Origin of the sequence: Streptomyces sp. NPDC091281, from assembly GCF_044757425.1 — a bacterium.
Lineage (GTDB): Bacteria > Actinomycetota > Actinomycetes > Streptomycetales > Streptomycetaceae > Streptomyces.
The window spans coordinates 454082-476413 of sequence record NZ_JBIVUY010000005.1; the positions used below are offsets into that span (position 1 = coordinate 454082).

Sequence of the window (22332 nt, forward strand, 5' to 3'; positions counted from 1 at the left end):
CCGGACCCCCCGGGTCCGACCGCAGGTCCCGGCCGCCCGCACGGCGGCCGGGACCTCCCCCGGCGAAACGGTTCCCCCCGCGGGGCGGACCGTCGACCGGTCACGACTCACCACACACGGCCGTGGAGCCCACCGATGCACGTTCCCCACGGCGCGCGACGCCCCGACGCGACGCGCGTCACCCTGCTCACCGAAGGCACCTACCCCCACAGTCACGGCGGCGTGAGCGTCTGGTGCGACCAGCTCGTCCAGGGCATGCCCGACGTCGACTTCGACGTGGTCGCCGTCACCGGCACCGGACGCGAACCCGTCGTCTGGGACCTGCCCGCCCACGTCGGCGAGGTGCTCTCCGTCCCCATGTGGGGCGACCCGCCCGCCGGGCACGCCCCCCGGGGTCGCGCCCGCAACCGGCTCGCCGCCGCCTACGAACGCTTCCTGACCGCCCTGCTCGACCCGCGCGCGGAGGACGGCTTCGCGCCCGCGCTGTACACGATGGCGCGGGCCGCGGGAGACGGCGCGCTGAGCGCCTTCCTCCGCGGCGACCAGGCGATATCGCTGCTCACCGCGGTGTGGAACCGGCCGGGGCTCGCCGTGCGCGAGGCCGCGCCGACCGTCCACGACGCGCTGACCGCGACCGCGCTGCTGGAGCACGCGCTGCGCCCGCTGGCCGCGCCGGTGCCCGAGGCGGGGGTGGCGCACGCGGTCAGCGGCGGCGTCGCCGTCCTGCCCGGCCTCGCCGCGCTCGACCGGCACGGCGTCCCGCTGCTGCTGACCGAGCACGGCGTCTATCTGCGCGAGCGCTACCTCGGCTACCGCACCGCGCCCTACCGCTGGCCGGTGAAGGCGGTCGTCCTCGGCTTCTTCCGGCTGCTCGCCGAGGAGACCTACCGCCGGGCCGCCCTCATCACCCCCGGCAACCGCTACAACCGGCTGTGGGAGGAACAGGGCGGCGCCCGCCCGGAGTCGATCCGCACCGTCTACAACGGCGTGGACCCGGCCGCGTTCCCGCCCGCCGGGCCCGAGCCGCAGGCGCTCACGCTGAGCTGGGCGGGCCGGGTCGACCCGATCAAGGACCTGGAGACCCTGATCCGGGCGTTCTCCCTGGTCCGCGCCCAACTGCCGGACGCGCGGCTGCGGTTGTTCGGCGGGACGCCGCGCGGCGGTGAGGCCTACCGGGAGCGCTGCGAGGCGCTGGCCGCCGAGCTGGGGCACGCCGACGCCGTCACCTTCGAGGGCCGCGTCGACGACATCCGGGACGCCTACGCGGCCGGGAACGTCGTCATGCTGTCCAGCATCAGCGAGGGTTTCCCGTTCACGCTGATCGAGGCCATGTCGTGCGGGCGGGCGACCGTCTCCACCGACGTCGGCGGGGTGCGGGAGGCCGTCGGCGACACCGGGCTCGTGGTGCCGCCGCGCGACCCGGCCGCGATGGCCGCCGCCGCCCTGGAGCTGCTGGGCGACCCGGCGCGGCGGGCCGCGATGGGCGAGGCGGCCCGGCTGCGGGTGATCGAGCAGTTCACCCTGCGCCAGACCATCGACACCTTCCGCGCGATCTACCACGAACTGCCCGTGCTGGGCGCCGGATCGCCCGTCGACCTCGTCCCGGCCGCCCCGGCGGTCACCGGCACGGGGAGCCTCGCCGGATGAGCGGGCCGATGTCCCTCGAACCCGGCGGGTCCGAACAGGACACCCTCGCGCTGCGGCTGGCCGAGCCGGTGCGACCCCGGCGGCGGCCCCGGTGGGCGCTGGACGAGGCCACGCTCGCCATCCGGCTGCCCCGGACCGGCCCGGACGAGGAGGCGGTGAGCGCGCTCGCCGCCGAACTCGCCGACCGGGTCGGGCCCGCCGTCCACCCGTACGAGGTCGCCGCGCTGCTGGAGGCGGAGGGCCTGTCCGCCTCCCTCATCAAGGAGCGCTACGGCCACCCGAACCTGTTCTCGCTGGCGTCCGCGCTGTACGAGCGGGTGCCGCGGACCTTCCCGGAACCGGCCCCGGCGGCCGACCCGTGGCGGCCGGACACCGTGCGCTGTCTCCTGCGGGGCGTGCTGTTCGCGCTGCCGGGCCTGGCGTACCTGCTGACAGCGCCGCTGTGGGACGCCGCCCGGCACACGCCCGCGCTGGTGGTGGCGGGCGTGCTGTCCTGGGCGTGGGGGCAGGCCCTCGGGCACCGGGCGCATCTGCGGATGGCGGCCGGGCGCCGGGAGGCCGCCCGGACCCTGCTGTACGGCGCTCCGCTGGGGGCGCTGCTCGCCACGGCCGCCGCCGCGCTGCCCGCCGGGGGCGGTCCGGTGACCCTGGTCGCGGCCGGGCAGTCGGCGTATCTGGCGGCGGCGGGCGTGCTGCTGGTGCTGGGCCGGGAGCGGCTGCTGCTGGCCGCGCTGAGCCCGCTGGTCGCCGGGGCGGCCGTCCTGCCCTGGTGGGAGCCCGGACCGCAGGTGCGGGCCGGACTGCCGCTGCTGGCGCTGCTGGCCACCCTCGCGGTGACCGGCGGGGTGCTGCGCTCCGCGCTGGCGGTCCCGGCCGCACCCGGCACGCTGCGGCCGAATCCGCTGTGGTCGCTGCCGTACGGGCTGTTCGGGCTGGCCGCGGCGGTGCTGGTGCTGCTGGAGGGGCGCGAGGAGCCGTACGCGGTGATCGTGCTGACCGTCAGCATGGGGCCCGCCGAATGGCTGCTGTACCGCTACCGGGGCCTGTCGGTGGCCGCGTTGCGGTCCGCCGGGACGCCCGCCGGGTTCCTGCTGCGGTCGGCCGGAATCCTCGGGTTCTGCCTGCTCGCCTATCTGCTGCCGCTGCTGCCCGCCGCGCTGCTGACGGGCGCCGATCCCGCCGTGCTGCTGCCGCTGGCCGCGGCGCTGTGGACGGCGCTGCTGCTCCAGGCGTTCGGCGCGGCCTGGCCGTCGGCCGTGATCTGTCTGCTCGCGGCGGGCTGCGCCTCGGCCGCCGCCCTGTTCGGCCTGCCACCGGGCCCGGCGGCACTGCCGCTGAGCTGCGCGGCCGCCGCGCTCTGTCTGACGGGGTGCGCGCTGTGGCTGCTCGGCCGGCCCGCGCCGCACGCCTGAGCACGGCCCGCCCACGCAAGCCGCTCCGCTCCCTCGCTCTTCTCCGCGCCCGCTTCACCCCCATCACCTTCTCCAACCGATCGGAAGGACCAACGAGTTGACCTCCGCACCGCTCGCCGCCGTCACCGGAGCCGAGGGCTTCATCGGCTCCCACCTCACCGAGGCGCTCGTCGCGTCCGGGCACCGGGTGAGGGCCATGGCCCAGTACAACTCCTTCTCGTCGTACGGCTGGCTGGAGACCCTGAGCCCGGACGTCCTGGACCAGGTGGAGATCGTCCTCGGCGACGTCCGGGACCCCGGCTCGGTCCGCGGGCTCCTCGACGGCGCCGACACCGCCTACCACCTCGCCGCGCTGATCGCGATCCCGTACTCCTACCAGGCGCCGCACAGTTACGTGGACACCAACGTCACCGGCACCCTCAACGTGCTGGAGGCCGTCCGCTCCCTGGGCACGCCCCGCCTGGTGCACACCTCGACCAGCGAGACGTACGGCACCGCGCAGACCGTGCCGATCAGCGAGGACCACCCCATCAACACTCAGTCCCCGTATGCCGCTTCGAAGGCCGGCGGGGACCGGCTCGCGGACAGCTACCACGCCAGCTTCGACACGCCCGTGGTGACGCTGCGCCCGTTCAACACCTTCGGGCCGCGCCAGTCGATGCGCGCCGTCATCCCCACCGTGATCGGGCAGGTGGCCGCCGGGGAGCGCACCCTCACCCTCGGCGACCTGCGGCCCACCCGCGACTTCACCTTCGTCAAGGACACCGCGCGGGCGTTCCTCGCGGTCGGCACCGCGCCCGCCGAGCGGGTCGTCGGCCGGACCTTCAACGCCGGTACGGGCGGCGAGATCTCGGTGGGCGACCTGGTCGCGCTGATCGGCAAGGTGATGGACAGCGCGCTCGACGTCCGCGAGGACACCGCCCGCATCCGGCCCGCGAACTCCGAGGTGATGCGGCTCGTCGCGGACGCCTCCCGGCTTCAGGAGGCCACCGGCTGGCAGCCCGCGCACTCCCTGGAGGAAGGGCTCGCGCAGACCGTGGACTTCTTCCGCGACCCGGCCAACCTGGCCCGCTACAAGACCGGCATCTACAACATCTGACCGCTCCCCGGCACGTCCCCGCACATCGCACGCCACCCACTCACGAAGGAGGAGCCTCATGCACGCAGTGATCCTGGCGGGAGGCAAGGGCGTCCGGCTGCGCCCCTACACCACCGCGCTGCCCAAGCCCCTCGTCCCCATCGGCGACCAGCACGCGATCCTGGAGATCGTGCTGCGCCAGCTCGCCAACTCCGGCTTCACCAGCGTCACCCTGGCCATCGGCCACCTCGGTGAGATCATCCGCGCCTATGTCGGCGACGGCTCCCAGTGGGGCCTCACGGTCGACTACGCCACCGAGGAGAGCCCGCTGGGCACGATGGGTCCGCTGCTGAACCTGCGCGACCGGCTGCCGGAGTCGTTCCTCGTGATGAACGGCGACGTCCTGACCGACCTCGACTACGCCGACGTCCTGCGCCGCCACCGGGAGGCCGCCGCGCCGCTGACCATCGCGACGTACGCCCGCACGGTGAGCATCGACTTCGGGGTGCTCACCACCGACGACAGCAAGGTCGTGGCGTTCACCGAGAAGCCCAGCATGGACTACCGGGTGTCGATGGGCGTGTACGGTCTGTCGCTGTCGACCCTGGACGCCTACACGCCCGGACTGCCGCTGGGCTTCGACGAGTTGGTCCTCGACCTGCTGAAGGAGGGCAACCCGCCGCAGGCCTACGCGTTCGACGGGTACTGGCTGGACATCGGCCGCCCCGACGACTACGACCGCGCGAACGCGGAGTTCACCACCCGCAAGTCGCTTCTGCTCAAGGGAGCCTGAGCACCACATGCGCATTCTCGTCCTCGGCCACACCGGCTGGCTGGGCGCCCATGTCGCCGAGCGGCTGCGCGCCCTGCCGGGCGCGCACGTCCTCGGCGGCGGGCGCTCGCCCGCCGCCGGGTACCCCGTCGACCTCGCCGCCGTCCGGCCGGAGCAGCTCGCGAAGACGCTGGCCGCCGCCGCGCCGGACACGGTGGTGAACTGCGCGGGCGCGACCGGCGGCGACGCCGTGACCCTCGCGGAGGTCAACGCCCGCGGCCCGGCGGTGCTCTGCGCGGCGCTGCGCTCGGCGGCGCCCGCGGCCCGGCTGGTCCATCTGGGGTCGGCCGCCGAGTACGGTCCCGGCGTCCCCGGCAGCCGGGTCACGGAGTCGGCGGCGACCCGCCCGGCGGGCCCGTACGGCGCGACCAAGCTCGCCGGGACGGTCGCGGTGACCGCGTCGGGGCTGGACGCGGTGGTGCTGCGGGTCGGCAACCCGGTGGGGCCGGGGGCGCCGTCGAGCGGGCTGCCCGGCCGGATCGCCGGGCTGCTGCGCGCGGCGGGCACCGACCCGGCGGCGGTGCTGCGGCTCGGCGACCTGTCGGCGTACCGGGACTTCGTCGACGTACGGGACGTGGCGTCGGCGGTGGCGCGGGCGGTGACCGCGCGGGGTCCGCTGCCGCCGGTGCTCAACGTGTCCGGCGGACAGGCCGTGCCGGTAAGGGAGTTGGTGGACCGGCTGGTGCGCCTGGCGGGCTTCGCGGGCCGGGTGGAGGAGAACGCGGGCGGCTCGGCGCGCTCGGCGGAGGTGTCCTGGCAGTGCTCGGACGTCACCGCGGCCCGAGAAGCCCTGGACTGGCGGCCCCTGCACACCCTCGACGACGCCCTGACGGCGCTCTGGGAAGGCGAACGGTCCCCATGAGTCTACTGATCCCCCTCTACGTCCATCCGGCCGAGGACCCCGGCGCCTGGCACCGGCTGATCACGGCCGCCACCGCCACGTACGGCGTCGTCCTCAACCCGGCGGACGGGCCCGGCGACGGCCCCGACCCGGCGTTCACCGCGGCGGCCTCGGCGCTGCGGGCGGCGGGGGCCCGGCTGCTGGGGTACGTCGACACCGACTACGGCACCCGCGCCACCGACGCGATCACCGAGGACGTGCGCCGGCACCAGGAGTGGTACGCGGCCGACGGGGTGTTCCTGGACCGGGTGACGTCGACGGCGGAGGCGCTGCCCGCCTGCCGCCGACTGGTGCGCGCCGTACGGCGCCTGGGGACCGGCACGGTGGTCCTCAACCCGGGGGTGCACCCGGCCCCCGGCTACACCCGGCTGGCCGACCTGACGATCACCTTCGAGGGCCACTGGTCCACGTACGTCTCGGCGTTCGCCCGGCCCGCCTGGGCCGCCCGGCAGGCACCGGAGCGGCTGTGCCATCTGGTGTACGGGGTACCGGAGGCGCTGGTGCCGCTGGCCGTGCGCACCGCGCACGAGCGGGGCGCGGGCGTCTGCGGCCCCGTCACGGGTGAACTGCCCAATCCGTGGGCTGAGTTGAGCCCAGCACTGACGGGAGCGGAGCGATGAGGCGGCGGAGCGGCGGCGGGCGGCGCCGGGTGGGCGGTCCGGTCCTCGCGGCCCTGGTCGCCGGGGCGCTGCTGGCCGGGCTGGGCGGCTGCTCGGTCGGCGGCGGCGACGGCAGCGGTGGCGGCACCGGTGGCGGCGGTGGACGGGACGGCACGAGCGCCGGGGACGGGGGCGCGGCGAGCGCCCGTCCCGGTGGGCCGTCGGGGGCGGCGAAGGCCCGGTGGAAGCCGCGCCCCGGACTGGCCTGGCAGTGGCAGCTCGACGGGAAGGTCGACCCGTCGGCCGACGTCCCGGTCTACGACATCGACGGCTTCGAGAACACGGCCGCCGACGTGGCCCGGCTGCACCGCGACGGCCGCAAGGTCATCTGCTACGTCAACGTCGGCGCGTGGGAGGACTTCCGGCCCGACAAGGACGCCTTCCCGCGCGCGGTGCTCGGCGGCCCCAACGGCTGGGACGGCGAACGGTGGCTGGACATCCGGCGGATCTCCGTGCTCCGCCCGATCATGGAGCGCCGCTTCGACATGTGCCGCGACAAGGGCTTCGACGCGGTGGAGCCGGACCTGATGGAGGCCTACGGCAACAGGACCGGCTTCCCGCTCACCGCCCGCGACCAGCTCCGCTACAACCGCATGATCGCCTCGGTCGCCCACGAGCGGGGCCTGGCCGTCGGGTTGAAGAACGACCTCCCCCAGATCCCGGAGCTGGTCGGCGACTTCGACTTCGCGGTCAACGAGGAGTGCGCCGAGTTCGACGAGTGCCACCTCCTCACCCCGTTCATCGAGGCGGGCAAGGCCGTCTTCCACGTCGAGTACACCGAACCGGCGGCCTCGTTCTGCCCGCGGTCGCGCAAGCTGGGACTCTCCTCGATGGTGAAGAACCTCGACCTGGACGCTTGGCGCCGGCCCTGCTGAGCCGTGGGCGTGCGGCGGAGGAGTCGAGTCGGCGGACGGGTGGGGTGAAATGCAGTTCGTGCCACTGATCCCCTGAAGACACCACATTTGTGCCATTGGCAGGTTATAGACTTCCTTCCCTGCCCGCGCTTGGGGGACGGGCAGGCAGACCGGCCACCTGGAGACCATGTGGTGCGCATTCATGTCAGGGTCCTCGGCTCCGCGTGTCTCGAACTGGACGGCGCCCGCGTGCGGTTGTCGCCGCAGGCGGTGAAACTCCTGTTGCGGCTCGTGGCGGCCGAGGGGAAGACCGTGCCCGCCGGGGCCCTCTACCGCGAACTGTGGGCCGCCCCGCCCGATCTGCGCATCACCCGGGGCCACCGCACCGAGGTGCAGAAGCGGGTCCACGAACTACGCCGCGCCATGGCCGACGGCCACCCCGGCGAGGGCGCGGGCCCGCTGCGCACCGAACAGTCCCTCACCGGACGCGAGCCGGTGTCGGCGTACCGACTCGTCCTGGACCAGGGCCAGTTGGACCGGCTGGAGTTCGAACGGCTGGTCAACCAGGCCACCCACTCCGCCCCCGGCCACGCCGTGGCGCTGCTGGGCGAGGCATTACGCCTGTGGCGCGGCACCCCGTTCGAGGAGGTCGCCGGGTCCGCCTTCGCGCAGCCCCTGGTGCGCCGCCTCACCGATCTGCACAGCATGGCCCGCCGGGAACTGCTGCGCGCGCACTCCACGTTGGGGCAGCTCCATCTGGCGCTGCCGCTCGCCGAGTCGCTGGCCCGCGAGACGCCCGACGACCCGGAGGCCGTCCGCACCCTGCGGGAGCTGCGCGAGAACCTGCGCGCCCGGCACGGCGACGACGTACTGCGCCACCCGATCACCCCGCTGCGCACGACGGTCGTCGTCAAGCACGGTGACCTCTTCGACCAGGAGGACGCCAACCTCGTCGTCGGCTTCGGCGACACCTTCGACACCTCCACCGACGAGGACGTCGTCATCAGCCGGGACAGTGTGCAGGGCCAGCTCCTGCGACGGCTCTACGCGGACCGGCGGGGGGACCTGGACCGCCAGTTGCGCAAGGCGCTGCGCGGTGTCCCGCCCGCCGGTACCGAGACCGCCCGCGACAAGCCCCGCGGCAAACGCGTCCGATATCCGCTCGGCACCGTCGTCCCCCTTCCGCTGCCCGGCCGACGCGTCTTCGCGACCGTGTACTGCCGCCAGGGCAACGACCTCGTCACCCGCGGCACCAAGGACCAACTCCGCGCCTCGCTCGACCGGTTGTGGGACGCGGTGATCGTGCACGGCCTCTACAAACCGGTGGCCGTGCCGCTGCTGGGGTCGCGGCTCGCCCGCATCGACGGGATCGACGACGAGGAGTCGTTGCGGATGATCGTGGAGAGCTTCCTGCGCGCCTCCCGCCGGACACCGGTCGCGCCCGAGCTGCGCGTCATGGTCCACACCCCGTCCCTGGAGCGCATCCGGATCTGGGACGTGTCCCGCTTCCTGGACTCTCTCGACGGCTCGGTGCGGACCGGCGATGAGTGAGCCGTCGCGGGAGCGGGCGCCCCGTCCCGGACTTCCGCCGGAGCTGACGGAGTCGGCGCTGCGCGTGCTGGGCGACGTCCTGCGCTGGCGGCTCACCGACGCGCAGTGGGAGCGGCTGGCGGGGCTGCTCGACGCGGCCGAGTCGGCGCTGCGGTCGGGGGCGGCGCAGCTCTTCGAGGCGGCGACGGTGGAGCTGGCGCTGTCCGGGCCGGTCCGCGTCACCCGGATCGGCCATGAGCCCGGCGACGGAGGCGAGGCCGCCGGGACGGGGGCCGCGGCGGACCCGTACCGGAGCCTGCCGTACGGGCAGCCGCACGGGCCGGACGAGCGCGTGCGGGAGCGGCTGAACCAGCTCATCCACCAATTGTCGTCCGGAAGCCCACGGGACGGCGAAGCCGACGGGGACGGCGGCAAGGGCCGCGACGGGGGCGGCGACGGCACCGGTCACGGCGGCCGGGTGACCGGCTGCCCCCTCGGTCCTGGGGACCGCCGGTGACCGGGCCGCACGGCCCCTCCCGGCCCGGCCCCTCCGGGCGGCCCGGCCTCCTCGCCCAGCACCTCGTCGTCCACCTCTACGCCCCCGCCGACGGCCCGTCCGCGCCCGCCGCGCACCGCGCGCTGCAGGCGATCTGGCACGGCTGCCGCGTCCTGTTCGGCATGACCGGGCCGATTCCCCGGACCGGCCTGCCGCCCTTCCCGCCCGAGCGCCTCGACGCCCCGGCCGCCCCCGGCACCGAGACCCCGCTCGCCGCACAGGAGCGGCCGGGCACCGACCTCCAGGCGATCCTGCGCCGCCACCACGACGTCCTCGACCTGTCCGTGTGCCTGGCCTCCGACGCCGACGGGCGCGGCGGCGCCGAGCCGGGCGAGCGCTGGCGCTCCCCCAACCGGGCCTGGTCCGCGCTGACCGACCCGCACGCCCCGCACCTGCTGGGTCAGGCGCGCCTCTACGTCGCGCGGGTGGCGTCCGCCGAGGAGGTACGGAGCGTCGCGGACCCGCTGTACGAGCGGCTGCGGCGCCTGCTGCCCGCGGAGGCGGTGCCCGCCGACCCATGGCGGCGGCGCGGCTCCGGGCACCGGGGCGACCTCGCCCTGTGGGAGACCGGCGACGACAGCGACACACGCACCCTGCGCCGCTTCCTGGTGGCCGTCGCGCCCGACGCCGACGCGGCGGCCAGCGCCTGGCTGTGGTCGGGCGGCGGCACCGCGCTGCCGCCGTTCGCCCGCTATCTGCTGCAGGCGGCCAAGCTCCGCTACCAACTGCGGGTGTGGGAGCGCGACAACCACACCCGGGAGCTGCGGGCCGCGCTGGAGTCGCTGGGCACGCAGCTGCGCCGGCTGGGCGCCGACGGCCCGGCCACCGCCGACCTGCTGCGGCTGCGCAGGCTCGACTCGGTGCTGTTCCTCAACGACCTGCGGGCGCTGCGGCGTACGGTGGACATCGCCGCGGAGAACCTGACCCGCTCCGTCGACCTCGGTGAACTCCTGCGTCCCGGAACCGCGTTCGCGGACGACGCGGCGCTCGCCCGCTCCTTCGGGGAGCGGCTCGACGACGACCTCGCGTATCTGGGCCTGGCCGTCGACGGCGCCACCGAACTGACCGCGGCCCACCCGGCAGCGGCAGCGCCGCAGGCCTCAGCACCGGCCGCCGCACCGCAAGTCGCCGCGCCCGAACCGCAGTCGGCGGACGCGGCCGAAGCCCCCGAGCTGAATCCCGACCACGCCCGCAACGTCTTCGTCGTCCACGGACGCGATCTCCCGGCCCGGGACGCGCTGTTCGCGTTCCTGCGCGCGCTCGGCCTGCGCCCGCTGGAGTGGGAGGACCTGGTCGCGCTGACCGGGCGGACGTCACCGTTCCTCGGGGAGGTCCTGGCGCGCGCGATGCCGTACACCCGGGCGGTGGTGGTGCTGCTGACCCCCGAGGACGTCGTCCGGCTCCACCCGGACCTGCACGAGCCGCACGGGCGGGAGCGGGAGGCCGTCTGGGGGCTCCAGGCCCGGCCCAACGTGCTGCTGGAACTCGGTATGGCCCTGGTCACGCACCCCGACCGCACCCTCCTCCTGCTCGCGGGCGACCAGCGCCCACCCAGTGACCTCGGCGGACGGAACTTCGTCCGGATGTCGGGCGAGCCGGGGTTCCGCACGAAGGTGGCGAGCCGGTTGCGGCTGGCGGGCTGCCCGGTCGACACCACCGGCCAGGACTGGCTCACCGCGGGCGACTTCGGCTCCCTGGACGCGTACGACCGCCGACCGCCCGGCTCCGACGATCCGCCCGTGACGCCCGGACCGCCCCCGGGCACCGCGCGGGAAGCGGACGGGAAGCACGGGGAAGCGGGCGGAAGCACGGGGAAGCACGGGCCCGTGGTGCCGGAAGCGGGGGCGGGGGTTTCGTCGGACCATGAGCGACTCACACCATGACGGCGACGCCCTCGACCTGTTGAAGGCGATCTTCCACGACAAGCCCCGGCTGCTGCGGGCCGTGACCCTCGGCGACCTGGAGGGCCAGGGCGTGCTGAGCGAGGTCCGCACCCACGCCCGGCTGTTCGGCGACCCGGTCTACCAGTTCACCGTCGGCCGCACCCAGGCCGGCAAGTCCACCCTCGGCAACCTCCTGTTCGGTGCGGACGCCATGCGCGTCACCGGCCGCCAGGACACCACCAAGGAGGTCGGGGTGCTGCCCATGCGCAGCGACCTCTACTTCTTCGACACCCCGGGCGCGGGCAGCGACGAGAAGTACGAGAACTACGCGCGCCTCGCCCTCGGCCTGCCCCAGATAGACGACGGCGGCGACACGGTGTCGTCGTTCGAGCTGTGGGACTTCGGTGAGGCCCGCGTCGAGGACGGCGGCACGGTCGGCGTCCAGCGGCGGACCATCACCGCCGACCGCTGGGAGGAGGACTTCGCCGGCCCCTACCCGCCGGACGTCCTCGTCTACGTGGTGGACGCGGTCAAGGGGTTCATCCGGCCCGACCGCACCTACCTGCGGCACATCCTGGAACGGTACGGCGACAAGGTCGTCATCGCCCTCAACTGGTTCGAGGGCCGCACCACCCGCACCGAGGTCGACAACGTCCGCGCACAGATCGAGATGGTCTACGACACGGTGTTCGGCTCGGCCGCGGCCCCCCGCTTCGTCGAGTTCAACGCCCGGACCGGCACCGGCGTCCACGACCTCACCCGCGCCCTGTGCCAGGTGATCGCGCCGGAGAAACTGGGCGGCATCCAGGCCGTGCTGGACGGCGACCTGAAGGAGCACGCGCGCGTCGAACGGGGCCTGCACTACCGCCGTACCGTGCACCGGATCGCGGCCCGGCTGGCGCTCAACACCGTCGGCCAGGACCTCGGCGGGAAGGACCTCATCGCCGTCGCGGCGGGCGGCATCAGCCAGTTGGGGGTGCTCACCTTCGAGGCGGAGGAGGCCGCGTCGGCGCTGCGCGGCGAACTCGCCACGCTCGCCGAGCGGGAGGCGCGGGCGGTGCGCGCCGAGCGGACCGAGACGCTCACCACCAAGGAGGCGAAGACCCAGCAGCGCGACATCGTCGTCCACGAACCGAAGTTCGAGAACGAGGTCGTGAAGAAGAAGCACAAGCAGAAGATCACCCGCGAGGTCGAGGAGGTCACCGGAAAGGGCCTCTGGGACGTCGTGAAGGTCTACGCGAAGAGCGGCTACGACCAGTTGGAGAACCTCGTCGACGGCGGCAGCGTCCAGGACCGGGAGAAGATCCGCGCCCGCGCCCGCCGCGACTCCGTGCACACCACCACCCGCCAGGTCGAGGAGGAGATCGAGGTCCCCGTCACCGAGGTGCGGCAGAAGCTCGCGGGCTACGAGAAGCGGGTGATCGACACCGTCACCGAGGTGGTCGGCTTCACCGAGCGCGCCGTCGGCACCAACGCCCTCCAGGGCGGACTCCCGGTGATCCAGCTGCTGTTGGGCGTCGGCGCGGGCGTCGAGGCGTACTGCCTCGACGGCGGCGGCAAGACCGGCGGGGACGGCCGGGGCGGTCTCGACGGTCATGTGGAGCGGGAGCGGCAGCGGATCGCCCTGGCGCTGAACCGGGCCGAGCCGCGCCTGGTGAAGCTGCTCGCCAAGGGCGACGAGGCGGAGGAGGAGATCGCCGGTCTCCTCGACGGTCTCTTCGCGGGGACGGCGTCATGAGCGCCGGGGCCACGGCCGGACGGGCCGGGACGAAGGGCGGCGGCACGAGCCACCCGGCGCTGCTGCCGGTCGACGAACCCTCCCTGGGTGCCGTCCGCGCCCGCTTCCTGCGCGAACGCCTCTCGCAGGGGCGGGCGGACCGCACCCCGCTGCCCCGGCTGGTGTCGACGGGCCGGACGGGCAGCGGCAAGTCCACCCTCGGCAACCTGCTGGTCGGCTGCGACGACCTGCTGCGCTCGACGGGCCGCCACGACTGCACCGACGCCGCGCACGTCCTGCGCTTCCCGCGCGGCCTGAGCTATGTCGACCTGCCGGGCGTGGCGGGCGACGACCGGCTGGAGAACTTCAACCGGGTCGCCCTCGGCATGGCCCAGGTCCCGCAGTGGCCCCTCGTGCGGGAGATGCGGGTCTTCGACTACGAGGAGCGGCGCTGCACCGGCGAGCGGACGCATCCCGCCGCCGGGTTCCCGGCCGACCTGCTCCGCCCCGACCTGGTGCTGTACCTGATCGCCCCGCACCAGGGACTCGGGCGGGCCGAGAAGCCGTACGTCAAGGACATGTTGCGGGCCGTGGGCAGCGAGCGCGTGCTGTTCGTGCTCAACCTGTTCCACGGCCCGGACGGGCGGCGGACCGCGACGCCGCAGGACCTGACCGAGACACGGGCGAACCTGGACCGCTGGCACCGGGAGGTGGGGCTGGCGCTCGACTCGTCCCGGCTGGTGCCGATGGACTGCCGGTCCGGTGCGGGGCTCGCGGAGCTGCTGTCCGCCGCCCGCGACTGCCTCGGCGGCAGCACCGCGCTCGGCGAGGTCGTCTCCTACCAGCACGAACGGGCGCCGCGCGCCTACCGCGCGGAGGTGCAGCGGGCCGTCGTGGGGTTCGCCGCCCAGGTCGCCGGACGGACACCGGCGTCGGACGCGACGGCCACCGAGGTGCCCGAGGTGGCGGCCCGCCTGCTGGCCGCGTACGCCGGACGCCTCGCGGGCGAACCCGTCAATACGGCAGGCATAGCGGGCGCGGCGGGAAGCGGTGCCGGGCGGCACGAGTCGTGGCTCAAGGCGTTCACGCGGCTGGCCGCGCGAGAGGTCGCCACGCTGCGGCAGGTGGCCACCGAGCCCGTCGTGGAACGCCGTTCGAAGGACGTCTACAAGAAGGTGCCGCGCTACGACTGGGTGAAGGAGACCGACTACGACCGGCCGATCTACGAGACCCGCCGCCGCAAGGTGAAGGTGTCGCCGGGTGACTTCGACGAGTTCCTGGACGGCGTCGGCAACTGGCTGGGCGGGTCGGGGTTCGTCGCCGAGCGGTGGATCACCGAGGAGGTCCTGGTCGGCTACAAGAAGAAGAAACGGCAGGTGGTGGTGGGGCACGAGAGGCAGTACGTGCGCACCGACCACTGGGACGAGACGGTCGGCCACCGCGAGATCGGCGTCGCCTACGCGCCGCTCGGCCCGGCCGGGGTGGCCCTCGTCCTCACCGCCTGGCACGCGGCGCTGGCGGCGCTCGCCAAGGACGGCACCGGGAACCTCGCCGCCGTGCACCGGGAGATCCGCCGCCGGATCGACCCGCTCGGCACCGCGCCCGACGCCCTCGCGGCGCGGGCGGAGGAGCTGCTGCCCGCCAAGACCGTACGGCTGCTGGAGGCGGCCCTGCGGACCGGGGAGACGGGGGGTGCGCGGTGAGGGCCTTCGCGGGGCGCCGGAACCGGCGGCGTGACCTGGACGGTCGCCGCGGCCTGGGCGCTCGGTGCGACCGGGACGGTCACCGGGACCGGGGCGGCCGGTCCGCGGTGACGCGGGACGCCGGGATCTCCCGGTGAGCCGGGGCGGGGGCGCGGTGCCCGGCCGGGGAACGGCGGACGGCCATGGAGTGGGAGCCGAGCCGTCCGGTGGCCTCCTCGACCGGGCGCGCGCCCTCGCCCTGCGCGCCGCCGAGGCACGCGCCCGCTTCGACGCGGGCGCGGCGCCCGACGGAACGGACTCCGCGGCCGGTGAGACGGGAGGAGCAGGTGGGCCGGGAGGGACAGGTGGGCCGGGAGGGACGGGTGGGCCGGGAGGGACGGGTGGGGCAGATGGAGCGGGTGGGGCGGACGCGGCGAGGTGGCCGGCGCGGGTCGCCGCCCTCGCGGAGGCGGTGGACGCGACCCGGCAGGCGCTGGCGCTGCCGTTCCCCGAGCCGGGACCGCGGGCGGTGCTGAACGGCTGGCTGTCCTCGCACCTCTACCACCGCTGGCACGTCACCGGCGACCCGGCCGACCTCCACGAGGCCGTCGCCCTGGGCCGGGCCGCGCTGGCCGGACCGCATCCGGAACCGGCCGAGGCGCACCGCAACCAGTGCGCCGCCCTGCTCGCGCTGTTCGGTACGACGGGCGACCCCGCGTTCCTCGACGAGGCCGCCGCGCACGGCAGGGGTGCCGTCGACCGGACCCCGCCGGGCCATCCGGCGCGGGCGGGCTGCCTGTCCAACCTGGCCGCCGTCCTGCACCGGGTGCACCAGTTCCGGCGGGACCCCGACGCCCTCGACGCAGCCGTGGCCGCCGAGCGGGAGGCGCTCGCCCTCACCGCGCCGGACGACCCGGCCCACGCCCGCTACGGCCACAACCTGGCGACCCATCTGCGGGCCCGCTACGACGCCGTCCGCGACCCGGACGCCCTGGAAGAGGCCTGCGATCTGGCGCGGGCGTCGGCCGAGGCGCTCGGCGACCCGCTGCACCTGATGTCCGCGGCGGGCGCCCTCCTCACCCGCTACCTGGCCAGCGGCGACCTCGCCGACGCCCGGGAGGCGCTGGACCTCGCGGACCGGGCCCTGGCGCGGGTCCCGCCCGGCGACCCGCGGCGGGGCGCCTTCCTGAACATCGCCTCGGCGGCGATGGGCCGCCTGGTCGAGCGGACCGGCGACCCCGAGCTGGCCCGCCGGGCGACCGTGACCGGCGCCGAGGCCGTCGCCGCGACCCCGGCCTCGCACACCGACCGGCCCGGCCATCTCCGCAATCTCGCCGCGCACCGGGTGGCGCTGTTCCGGCTGACCGGCGACACCGCCGAACTGCGGTCCGCCGTAAGGGCCGTGGAGGAGGCGCTCGCCCTGCTGCCGCCGACGCGTCCCGAACGCGGCGGCTGCCACTCGGTGCTGGTGGAGACCCTGGCCACGCTGTACGCGCACACCCAGGAGCCCGGTCTGCTGGACGACGCCGTACGGGCGGCCCGCTCCGCCCTGCGGGAGGGGCCGCGGGAGGGCGCGCAGCGGGTTCCGTGGCTGAACAACCTCAGCGCCGTCCTGCACGCCCGCTACGGTCTCGACCACGACCCGGCCCGGCTGGCGGAGTCGGTGGCGACGGCACGGGAGGCGGTACGGCTCGCGGGCGCCGACCCCCGACTGCCGCTCTACCTGGGCACGTTGGGCGCGACGCTGCGCGACCTCGGCAGTGTGCACGGCAACGACCCCGTGCTGCGGGCCGAGTTGGTGGCGGTCGCCCGGCGCGCGCTGGAGCACACCCCGGCCGGGTCGCCGGACCTGCCGCGCCGGACGGGTGAACTGGCCTGGTCGCTGGTGCTGTCGGCGGCGGCCGGGAACGACGGGGCCGCCGCCGAGGCGGTGACCGTGGCCCGGCGGGCGCTGCGCGCGATGCCGCCCGGCGGCGCGGGCCACGCGGGCGCCGCCCTCACCCTCGGCTCGGCCCTGCGCGTACGCCACCGTCCCCCCGCGCCCCAGCGGCTCCCGGCCCCGCCCGACGACGTCACCGGGGCGGCGGAACTCCTCTCCGGCCAGGGGGACTTCCTCACCGAGGCGGCCGACGTCCTGGCGTCCGGTGCCGCCGACGAGGCCTCACTCCCCCACGACCGCCTGGAGTGCGCGCGCTCCCTGTCCGGCCTGTGGCTGTCGGCGGGCGAGCCCGCGCGGGCCCTGGCCGCGGTCGAGTCGGCGGTGGACCTCCTGCCGTACGTCGCTCCCCGGCACCTGGACCGCAGCGGGCGGGAACGGGGCATCGAACGGCACGCGGGGCTGCCGCAGCAGGCCGTGGCGGTGGCCCTGGCCGCCGGACGACCGGACCGCGCGGTCGAACTCCTGGAGCGGACACGGGGAGTTCTGCTGGGCGAGGTCATTGCCGAACGCGGTGAATTCACGGGGCGCGAGGAACACGGGGGGCGCGGGGAGCACGGGGGTGGCCCGGAGGGTCTACCTCCCGCCCTGGCCGCGGAGTTCGTACGGCTGCGGGAGCAACTCGCCGTGCCCGCGCACTGGTCGCACGCTCCGCCCGGGGACCGGCTGGGGGCACTGGCGGAGGCCGAGCGGCGGCGCGAACTGACGCTCCGCCGGGACGAGTTGCTGGCCCGCATCCGCGCCGCTCCCGGCCGGGCGGACTTCCTGCGGCCCCCCGACCTGGCGGAGTTGACGGCGTCGGCGGCGGGCGCGGGTCCGGTCGTCCTGGTCGTGGAGGGCCCGGAGGGCGGACACGCCTTGGTGGTCGGCGCGGACCCGGCAGCCGCCTCCCCGGACGGCGGGGTGCGGGTGATCCCGCTGCCCGAGCTGACTCCCGGCGGGGCGCACCGGTGGGCGGCGCGGCTGCGGGAAGCGCCGGAGCGCACCGGCCGGCTGGACCGGGACGACCTGCTCGCGGTGCTGGCGTGGCTGTGGGACGCGGTGGCCGGGCCGGTGCTCACGGCACTCGACCCCGCGCCGGGCTCCCGCCTGTGGTGGTGTCCGACGGGCGCGCTCGCCCTGCTGCCGCTGCACGCGGCGGGCCGCTACGGCGCCGGGCCCGCGGTGAGTGTGCTTGACCGGGTGGTGTCGTCGTACACGCCGACGCTGCGCGCGCTGGCGTACGCCCGTGCCCGCGCCGCGTACGGAAACCCCCAGGGGGACGGCCCGCCGGTCGGTGGCCCGCTGGTCGGTGGCCCGCTGGTCGTGTCGGTGGCGGAGGCGGCCGGGCAGCCGGTGCTCACGGGCGCCGACCGGGAGGCGGCGGAGGTGGGGCGGCGGCTGGCCGGGGCGCGGCTGCTGCGCGGGGCGGCGGCGGACCGGGCGACGGTGCTGGCCGCGCTGCCCCGGCACGCGGTGGCGCACTTCGCCTGCCACGGCGTGGACGGCGTGGTCTCCCCCACGGGCAACGGTGTCCTGCTGGCGGACGCGGACGGCCGTCCGCTGACGGTGGCCGCGGTGGCGGCGCTGGATCTGCGGGGCGCGGTCCTCGCGTATCTGTCGGCCTGCGGCACGGGCGAGACCCGGTTGTCGCTGGCCGACGAGTCGGTGCACCTCGCCTCCGGTTTCCAGCTGGCCGGGTATCCGCACGTCGTCGGCAGTCTGTGGCCGGTGCCGGACCTGGCGTCGGAGCGGATGGCGGCGGCGTTCTACGCGCACGCCGCCGAGGACGGCCGCCTGGCGCCGGAGCGGGTGCCGTACGCCTTCCACCGGGCGGTGCGCGAGGTCCGCGACCGGTATCCGCGCCATCCGGAGCTGTGGACGGCGTTCGTCCACCACGGCGCGTGAGGCGGCTGCGAGCCCACGGGGTCCGTGACGCTCACCGTCCCGCGCGCAGCACCCGGGACAGCCCCAGCGCGGCCGTCCGTACGGCGGGGGCGAGGTGCGCGGGGCGGAAGCGGGCACAGGGGACGGCGACCGAGAGGGCGGCGACGGTGCTGCCCCCCGCGAACACGGGCGCGGCGATGCAGCTCACGCCGGGTTCGGCCTCCTGCTCCTCGTAGGCGAGGCCGGAGACGCGGGTCTTCTCCAGGGCGCCGCGCAGCCGGGCGGGGTCGGTGATCGAGTGCGGGGTGAGGCGGGGCAGCGGCCCGGCGAGGACCTCCTCGGTGAGACCGGGGTCGGAGAAGGCGAGGAGGGCCTTGCCGACTCCGGTGCAGGTCAGGGGCAGACTGCCGCCGATCCGGGACGGCAGCTGGAGGGCTTCGTGGCCGTGGATGCGCTCCAGGTAGACGACCTCGGCGCCTTCCCGGACGCCCAGGTGGACGGTCTCACGGGTCGCCTCGAACAGGTCCTGGAGGAAGGGGAGGGCGGTCTCGCGCAGGTCGCGGCGGCGCGGCACGAGTGAGCCCAGCTCGAAGAGTTTCGCGCCGAGCCGGTACTGCGGGCCGCCGCGCTCCAGCCAGCCGAGCCGGACCAGGTCGGCGGCCAGCCGGTGCACGGTCGCCTTGGGCAGCCCGGTGCGGGCCGCCAGTTCCGACAGACGGTACGGGCCGCCGCTCGGGCTGAAGCATTCGACGATCATGGCGGCCTTGTCGAGCATGCCGCCAGTGGCGCTGTTCCGTTTCACGGAACAAGCGTTGTCGCATCAGGGACGCGCTGTCTATACCGGAGGCGTCCGAACCGGACCGGGAGCGCGCGAACGGGGCGCACCCGCCCGCCCCCGCTCCCCCCTCTCCCGTCTTGCCCCTCTTGCCCGTGTTGCCCCTCTTGCCTCCGGAGGCACCGTGTCGTCCACGAAGGTAGCCGTCCTCGGTTCCGGTCATATCGGCACCGACCTCATGATCAAGATCCTGCGGCTGTCGGACCGCCTGGAGATCGCCGCGCTGGCCGGGATCGACCCCGCCTCCGAGGGCCTGGCCCGCGCCCGCCGCCTCGGGGTCGCCACCACGCACGAGGGCGTCGAGGGCCTCGTCGCGCTGGACGGGTTCGCCGACGTGGAGCTGGTCTTCGACGCGACCTCGGCCGGCGCCCACCGTCACCACGACGAGGTGCTGCGCCCGCTCGGCCGCAGACTCGTCGACCTCACCCCGGCGGCCCTGGGCCCGCTCGTGGTCCCGCCGGTGAACGGCGGGGCCCATCTCGACGCCCCGAACGTCAACATGGTCACCTGCGGCGGCCAGGCCACCATCCCCGTGGTGGCCGCCGTGTCGGCGGTGACACCGGTCCACTACGGCGAGATCGTCGCCTCCCTCGCCTCCCGCTCGGCGGGTCCGGGCACCCGCGCCAACATCGACGAGTTCACCGAGACCACGGCGGCGGCGGTGGAGAGCGTCGGCGGGGCGGCCCGCGGCAAGGCGATCATCATCCTGAACCCGGCCGACCCGCCGCCCCTGATGCGGGACACCGTGCACTGCCTGGTCTCCGACTGCGCCACGGAGGCCGTCACCGACTCGGTGGAGGAGATGGTGGCGCGCGTGCAGGAGTATGTGCCCGGCTACCGCCTCAAGCAGCGGGTGCAATACGAGAAGGTGGCCGCCGACGACCCACTGCGCACCCTCGCGCCCGGCTCGGGCGAGGCCCTGAAGGTGACGGTGCTGCTGGAGGTCGAGGGCGCGGGCCACCACCTTCCGGCGTACGCCGGGAACCTCGACATCATGACCTCGGCCGCCCTGCGCACCGCCGAACGCATGACCGACCGCACGCGCACCCCGGAGGCGACCCGATGACCGCGCTGTACGTCCAGGACGTGACCCTGCGGGACGGCATGCACGCCGTACGCCACCGCTACACCGTCGACCAGGCCCGTACGATCGCCGCCGCGCTGGACGCGGCCGGGGTGACGGCGATCGAGATCGCCCACGGCGACGGCCTGTCCGGGTCGAGCGTCACCTACGGCGTGGGCGCGCACACCGACTGGGAGTGGATCGAGGCGGTCACCGGGGCCGTACGGCACGCGATCCCGACGACGCTGCTGCTGCCGGGCATCGGCACGGTGCACGACCTGCGGCGGGCGCACGCGCTCGGCATCCGCTCGGTGCGGATCGCCACGCACTGCACCGAGGCCGACATCTCGGCGCAGCACATCGCCGCCGCGCGGGAACTGGGCATGGACGTGGCGGGCTTCCTGATGATGTCCCACATGGCCGAACCGGCCGAACTCGCCGCGCAGGCCCGCCTGATGGAGTCCTACGGCGCCCAGTGCGTGTACGTCACCGACTCCGGGGGCCGCCTCACCATGGACGGCGTCCGCGACCGGTTCCGCGCCTACCGGGACGTCCTCGACTCGGCGACGGAGGTGGGCATCCACGCCCACCACAACCTGGGCCTGGGCGTGGCGAACTCGGTGGTCGCGGTGGAGAACGGCGCCGTACGCGTCGACGCGTCCCTCGCCGGACAGGGCGCGGGCGCGGGCAACTGCCCGCTGGAGGCGTTCGTCGCGGTCGCCGACCTCCTCGACTGGGACCACGGCTGCGACCTCTTCCCCCTCATGGACGCCGCCGAGGACCTGGTCCGCCCGCTCCAGGACCGCCCGGTCCGCGTCGACCGGGAAACCCTCACCCTCGGCTACGCGGGCGTCTACTCCAGCTTCCTCCGCCACGCCGAGACCGCCGCCCTCCGCCACCACCTCGACACCCGCACCCTCCTGGTGGAGGCAGGCCGCCGCGGCCTCATCGGCGGCCAGGAGGACCTGATCGCGGACATCGCGCTGGATCTGGCGCGGGGCGCGGCCACGTCGTGACCTGAGCAACACCGCGGCGCGCAGCAGCCGTTCGCTCCGGTGACCGCCCGCTGACCCGGGCGCCGTCGGCGACCTGAACGCCGACGGTGCCCGGGGTCAGGGCTCGGGGGTCAGTTCTCGGGGGCGGGGACCACCGTGAGGTGGCCGACGGAGCGGCGGGGGCGGCGGACGCGGCGGGGGGCGGGGGGCGGGGCCTCGCGGAGGACCATCGTCAGGCGGGTGTAGCCCATGTCGCGCAGGGTGCGCGGGGTCTCGCCGACGATACGGCACTCGGTGGCGCCCCGGCGGGGGTCGGGGTGGAGCAGGGTGCGGACGGCGCCGTCGTGCTCGACGGCGCCCTCGCCCATGGCGCGGACCCAGTGCGGCAGGCCCTGCCGGTAGGCGGCCTCCATCAGTGGGTCCTGGGCGATGTCCCGGCGGATCGCCTGCAACCCGCGGTCGTGGTCGTGCCGTTCGAGGGTCGCGGCGAAGCGTGCCAGCATCGGCAGGCACCAGCCCGACTCGTGGTCGCCGAGGACGGCGGCGGCGTCGGGGTGGAAGAGCACGAAGCGGAGGAAGTTGTCGCCCGGCTGCGCCGTGGGATGCGGGCCGACCTCCCTGAAAAGTGACGCGAAAGCGGCGTTGGCGAGGACGACGTCCCAGCGGTGGTCGACGACGACGGACGGGAAGGGCACGGCCTCCAAGTACGTGGCGTAGTCCCGGAGATAGGCCTGGGCCTCGGGACTCTCGGGGACGGGCCGCGGTACCGACCGCTGCCCACCTGCCTGAATTGCCATCGGGAGGTCACCCCTCTTGCCTCTGCGGCCATCTCGCGGCGTGCCGATCCTCACGCCCCGGTACGTGACGTGTCAACTATCGTGGCATT

The 22332-nt window shown here is 75.1% G+C and carries 17 protein-coding genes; 15 read left to right on the plus strand and 2 right to left on the minus strand.

Annotated features, from left to right (window positions below; genetic code table 11):
- Positions 1-135: 135 nt before the first annotated feature.
- The 13 genes from pelF (at position 136) to ACIQPQ_RS16555 (ending at position 18574) form a co-directional block, all read left to right on the plus strand.
- A complete protein-coding gene (pelF, locus tag ACIQPQ_RS16495) occupies positions 136-1647 on the plus strand; it encodes a GT4 family glycosyltransferase PelF (RefSeq protein WP_401304338.1) in 1512 nt (503 codons plus the stop codon).
- Positions 1644-3059, plus strand: coding sequence for a hypothetical protein (locus ACIQPQ_RS16500; protein WP_401304339.1), 1416 nt, complete (start codon positions 1644-1646; stop codon positions 3057-3059). Before pelF ends, ACIQPQ_RS16500 begins: the two co-directional genes overlap by 4 nt.
- 97 nt (positions 3060-3156) lie before the next feature.
- A complete protein-coding gene (locus ACIQPQ_RS16505; RefSeq protein ID WP_401304342.1) occupies positions 3157-4158 on the plus strand; it encodes a GDP-mannose 4,6-dehydratase in 1002 nt (333 codons plus the stop codon).
- Positions 4159-4216: 58 nt separating this feature from the next.
- Positions 4217-4930, plus strand: a complete 714-nt coding sequence (locus ACIQPQ_RS16510; RefSeq protein ID WP_401304344.1) for a sugar phosphate nucleotidyltransferase — start codon at positions 4217-4219, stop codon at positions 4928-4930.
- A gap of 7 nt (positions 4931-4937) precedes the next feature.
- The gene (locus tag ACIQPQ_RS16515) at positions 4938-5831 is read left to right on the plus strand and encodes an NAD-dependent epimerase/dehydratase family protein (RefSeq protein ID WP_401304347.1); all 894 of its coding nucleotides are present in this window, start codon (positions 4938-4940) and stop codon (positions 5829-5831) included.
- Complete coding sequence (locus ACIQPQ_RS16520; protein WP_383766843.1) at positions 5828-6490, plus strand: spherulation-specific family 4 protein; 663 nt, start codon at positions 5828-5830, stop codon at positions 6488-6490. The genes ACIQPQ_RS16515 and ACIQPQ_RS16520 overlap by 4 nt, the downstream gene beginning before the upstream one ends.
- Positions 6487-7404 (plus strand): endo alpha-1,4 polygalactosaminidase, encoded by a 918-nt coding sequence (locus ACIQPQ_RS16525; RefSeq protein WP_401304349.1) that lies wholly within the window; start codon positions 6487-6489, stop codon positions 7402-7404. Before ACIQPQ_RS16520 ends, ACIQPQ_RS16525 begins: the two co-directional genes overlap by 4 nt.
- Positions 7405-7575: 171 nt before the next feature.
- Complete coding sequence (locus ACIQPQ_RS16530) at positions 7576-8934, plus strand: macro domain-containing protein (RefSeq protein WP_401304352.1); 1359 nt, start codon at positions 7576-7578, stop codon at positions 8932-8934.
- Positions 8927-9430 (plus strand): CATRA system-associated protein, encoded by a 504-nt coding sequence (locus tag ACIQPQ_RS16535; RefSeq protein ID WP_401304354.1) that lies wholly within the window; start codon positions 8927-8929, stop codon positions 9428-9430. The genes ACIQPQ_RS16530 and ACIQPQ_RS16535 overlap by 8 nt, the downstream gene beginning before the upstream one ends.
- Positions 9427-11352 (plus strand): CATRA conflict system CASPASE/TPR repeat-associated protein, encoded by a 1926-nt coding sequence (locus ACIQPQ_RS16540; protein ID WP_401304357.1) that lies wholly within the window; start codon positions 9427-9429, stop codon positions 11350-11352. Before ACIQPQ_RS16535 ends, ACIQPQ_RS16540 begins: the two co-directional genes overlap by 4 nt.
- Entirely contained in the window at positions 11333-13090 is a 1758-nt protein-coding gene (locus tag ACIQPQ_RS16545; RefSeq protein WP_401304359.1) for a GTPase, read from the plus strand. The genes ACIQPQ_RS16540 and ACIQPQ_RS16545 overlap by 20 nt, the downstream gene beginning before the upstream one ends.
- Complete coding sequence (locus ACIQPQ_RS16550; protein ID WP_401304361.1) at positions 13087-14772, plus strand: hypothetical protein; 1686 nt, start codon at positions 13087-13089, stop codon at positions 14770-14772. Before ACIQPQ_RS16545 ends, ACIQPQ_RS16550 begins: the two co-directional genes overlap by 4 nt.
- Before the next feature lie 451 nt (positions 14773-15223).
- Positions 15224-18574: a CHAT domain-containing protein gene (locus ACIQPQ_RS16555; RefSeq protein WP_401304363.1), complete on the plus strand. Its 3351-nt coding sequence runs from the start codon at positions 15224-15226 to the stop codon at positions 18572-18574.
- A 31-nt stretch (positions 18575-18605) separates the two neighbouring features.
- On the opposite strand, the gene ACIQPQ_RS16560 is transcribed toward ACIQPQ_RS16555, so the two are convergent.
- Positions 18606-19328 carry an IclR family transcriptional regulator gene (locus ACIQPQ_RS16560; protein ID WP_383767198.1) on the minus strand — a complete coding sequence of 241 codons (723 nt, stop codon included), beginning with the start codon at positions 19326-19328 and terminating at the stop codon, positions 18606-18608.
- 184 nt (positions 19329-19512) lie between these two features.
- On the opposite strand from ACIQPQ_RS16560, the gene ACIQPQ_RS16565 reads away from it, so the two are divergent.
- Together ACIQPQ_RS16565 and dmpG are read left to right on the plus strand one after the other, a co-directional pair.
- Positions 19513-20454 carry an acetaldehyde dehydrogenase (acetylating) gene (locus ACIQPQ_RS16565; RefSeq protein WP_401304366.1) on the plus strand — a complete coding sequence of 314 codons (942 nt, stop codon included), beginning with the start codon at positions 19513-19515 and terminating at the stop codon, positions 20452-20454.
- Complete coding sequence (gene dmpG / locus ACIQPQ_RS16570; protein ID WP_401304369.1) at positions 20451-21467, plus strand: 4-hydroxy-2-oxovalerate aldolase; 1017 nt, start codon at positions 20451-20453, stop codon at positions 21465-21467. The genes ACIQPQ_RS16565 and dmpG overlap by 4 nt, the downstream gene beginning before the upstream one ends.
- Positions 21468-21577: 110 nt before the next feature.
- Here dmpG and ACIQPQ_RS16575 read toward each other — a convergent pair whose 3' ends face one another.
- A complete protein-coding gene (locus tag ACIQPQ_RS16575; protein ID WP_401304371.1) occupies positions 21578-22243 on the minus strand; it encodes a hypothetical protein in 666 nt (221 codons plus the stop codon).
- Between the last annotated feature and the right edge of the window lie 89 nt (positions 22244-22332).

Excerpts from the sequence above, each read along its gene's own strand:
- ACIQPQ_RS16550 (WP_401304361.1), top strand. The coding sequence starts at position 13,087 with ATGAGCGCCGGGGCCACGGCCGGACGGGCCGGGACGAAGGGCGGCGGC.
- pelF (WP_401304338.1), top strand. The coding sequence starts at position 136 with ATGCACGTTCCCCACGGCGCGCGACGCCCCGACGCGACGCGCGTCACC.
- ACIQPQ_RS16545 (WP_401304359.1), top strand. The coding sequence starts at position 11,333 with ATGAGCGACTCACACCATGACGGCGACGCCCTCGACCTGTTGAAGGCG.
- ACIQPQ_RS16500 (WP_401304339.1), top strand. The coding sequence starts at position 1,644 with ATGAGCGGGCCGATGTCCCTCGAACCCGGCGGGTCCGAACAGGACACC.
- ACIQPQ_RS16535 (WP_401304354.1), top strand. The coding sequence starts at position 8,927 with ATGAGTGAGCCGTCGCGGGAGCGGGCGCCCCGTCCCGGACTTCCGCCG.
- ACIQPQ_RS16575 (WP_401304371.1), bottom strand. The coding sequence starts at position 22,243 with ATGGCAATTCAGGCAGGTGGGCAGCGGTCGGTACCGCGGCCCGTCCCC.
- ACIQPQ_RS16510 (WP_401304344.1), top strand. The coding sequence starts at position 4,217 with ATGCACGCAGTGATCCTGGCGGGAGGCAAGGGCGTCCGGCTGCGCCCC.
- ACIQPQ_RS16515 (WP_401304347.1), top strand. The coding sequence starts at position 4,938 with ATGCGCATTCTCGTCCTCGGCCACACCGGCTGGCTGGGCGCCCATGTC.
- dmpG (WP_401304369.1), top strand. The coding sequence starts at position 20,451 with ATGACCGCGCTGTACGTCCAGGACGTGACCCTGCGGGACGGCATGCAC.
- ACIQPQ_RS16520 (WP_383766843.1), top strand. The coding sequence starts at position 5,828 with ATGAGTCTACTGATCCCCCTCTACGTCCATCCGGCCGAGGACCCCGGC.
- ACIQPQ_RS16560 (WP_383767198.1), bottom strand. The coding sequence starts at position 19,328 with ATGCTCGACAAGGCCGCCATGATCGTCGAATGCTTCAGCCCGAGCGGC.
- ACIQPQ_RS16525 (WP_401304349.1), top strand. The coding sequence starts at position 6,487 with ATGAGGCGGCGGAGCGGCGGCGGGCGGCGCCGGGTGGGCGGTCCGGTC.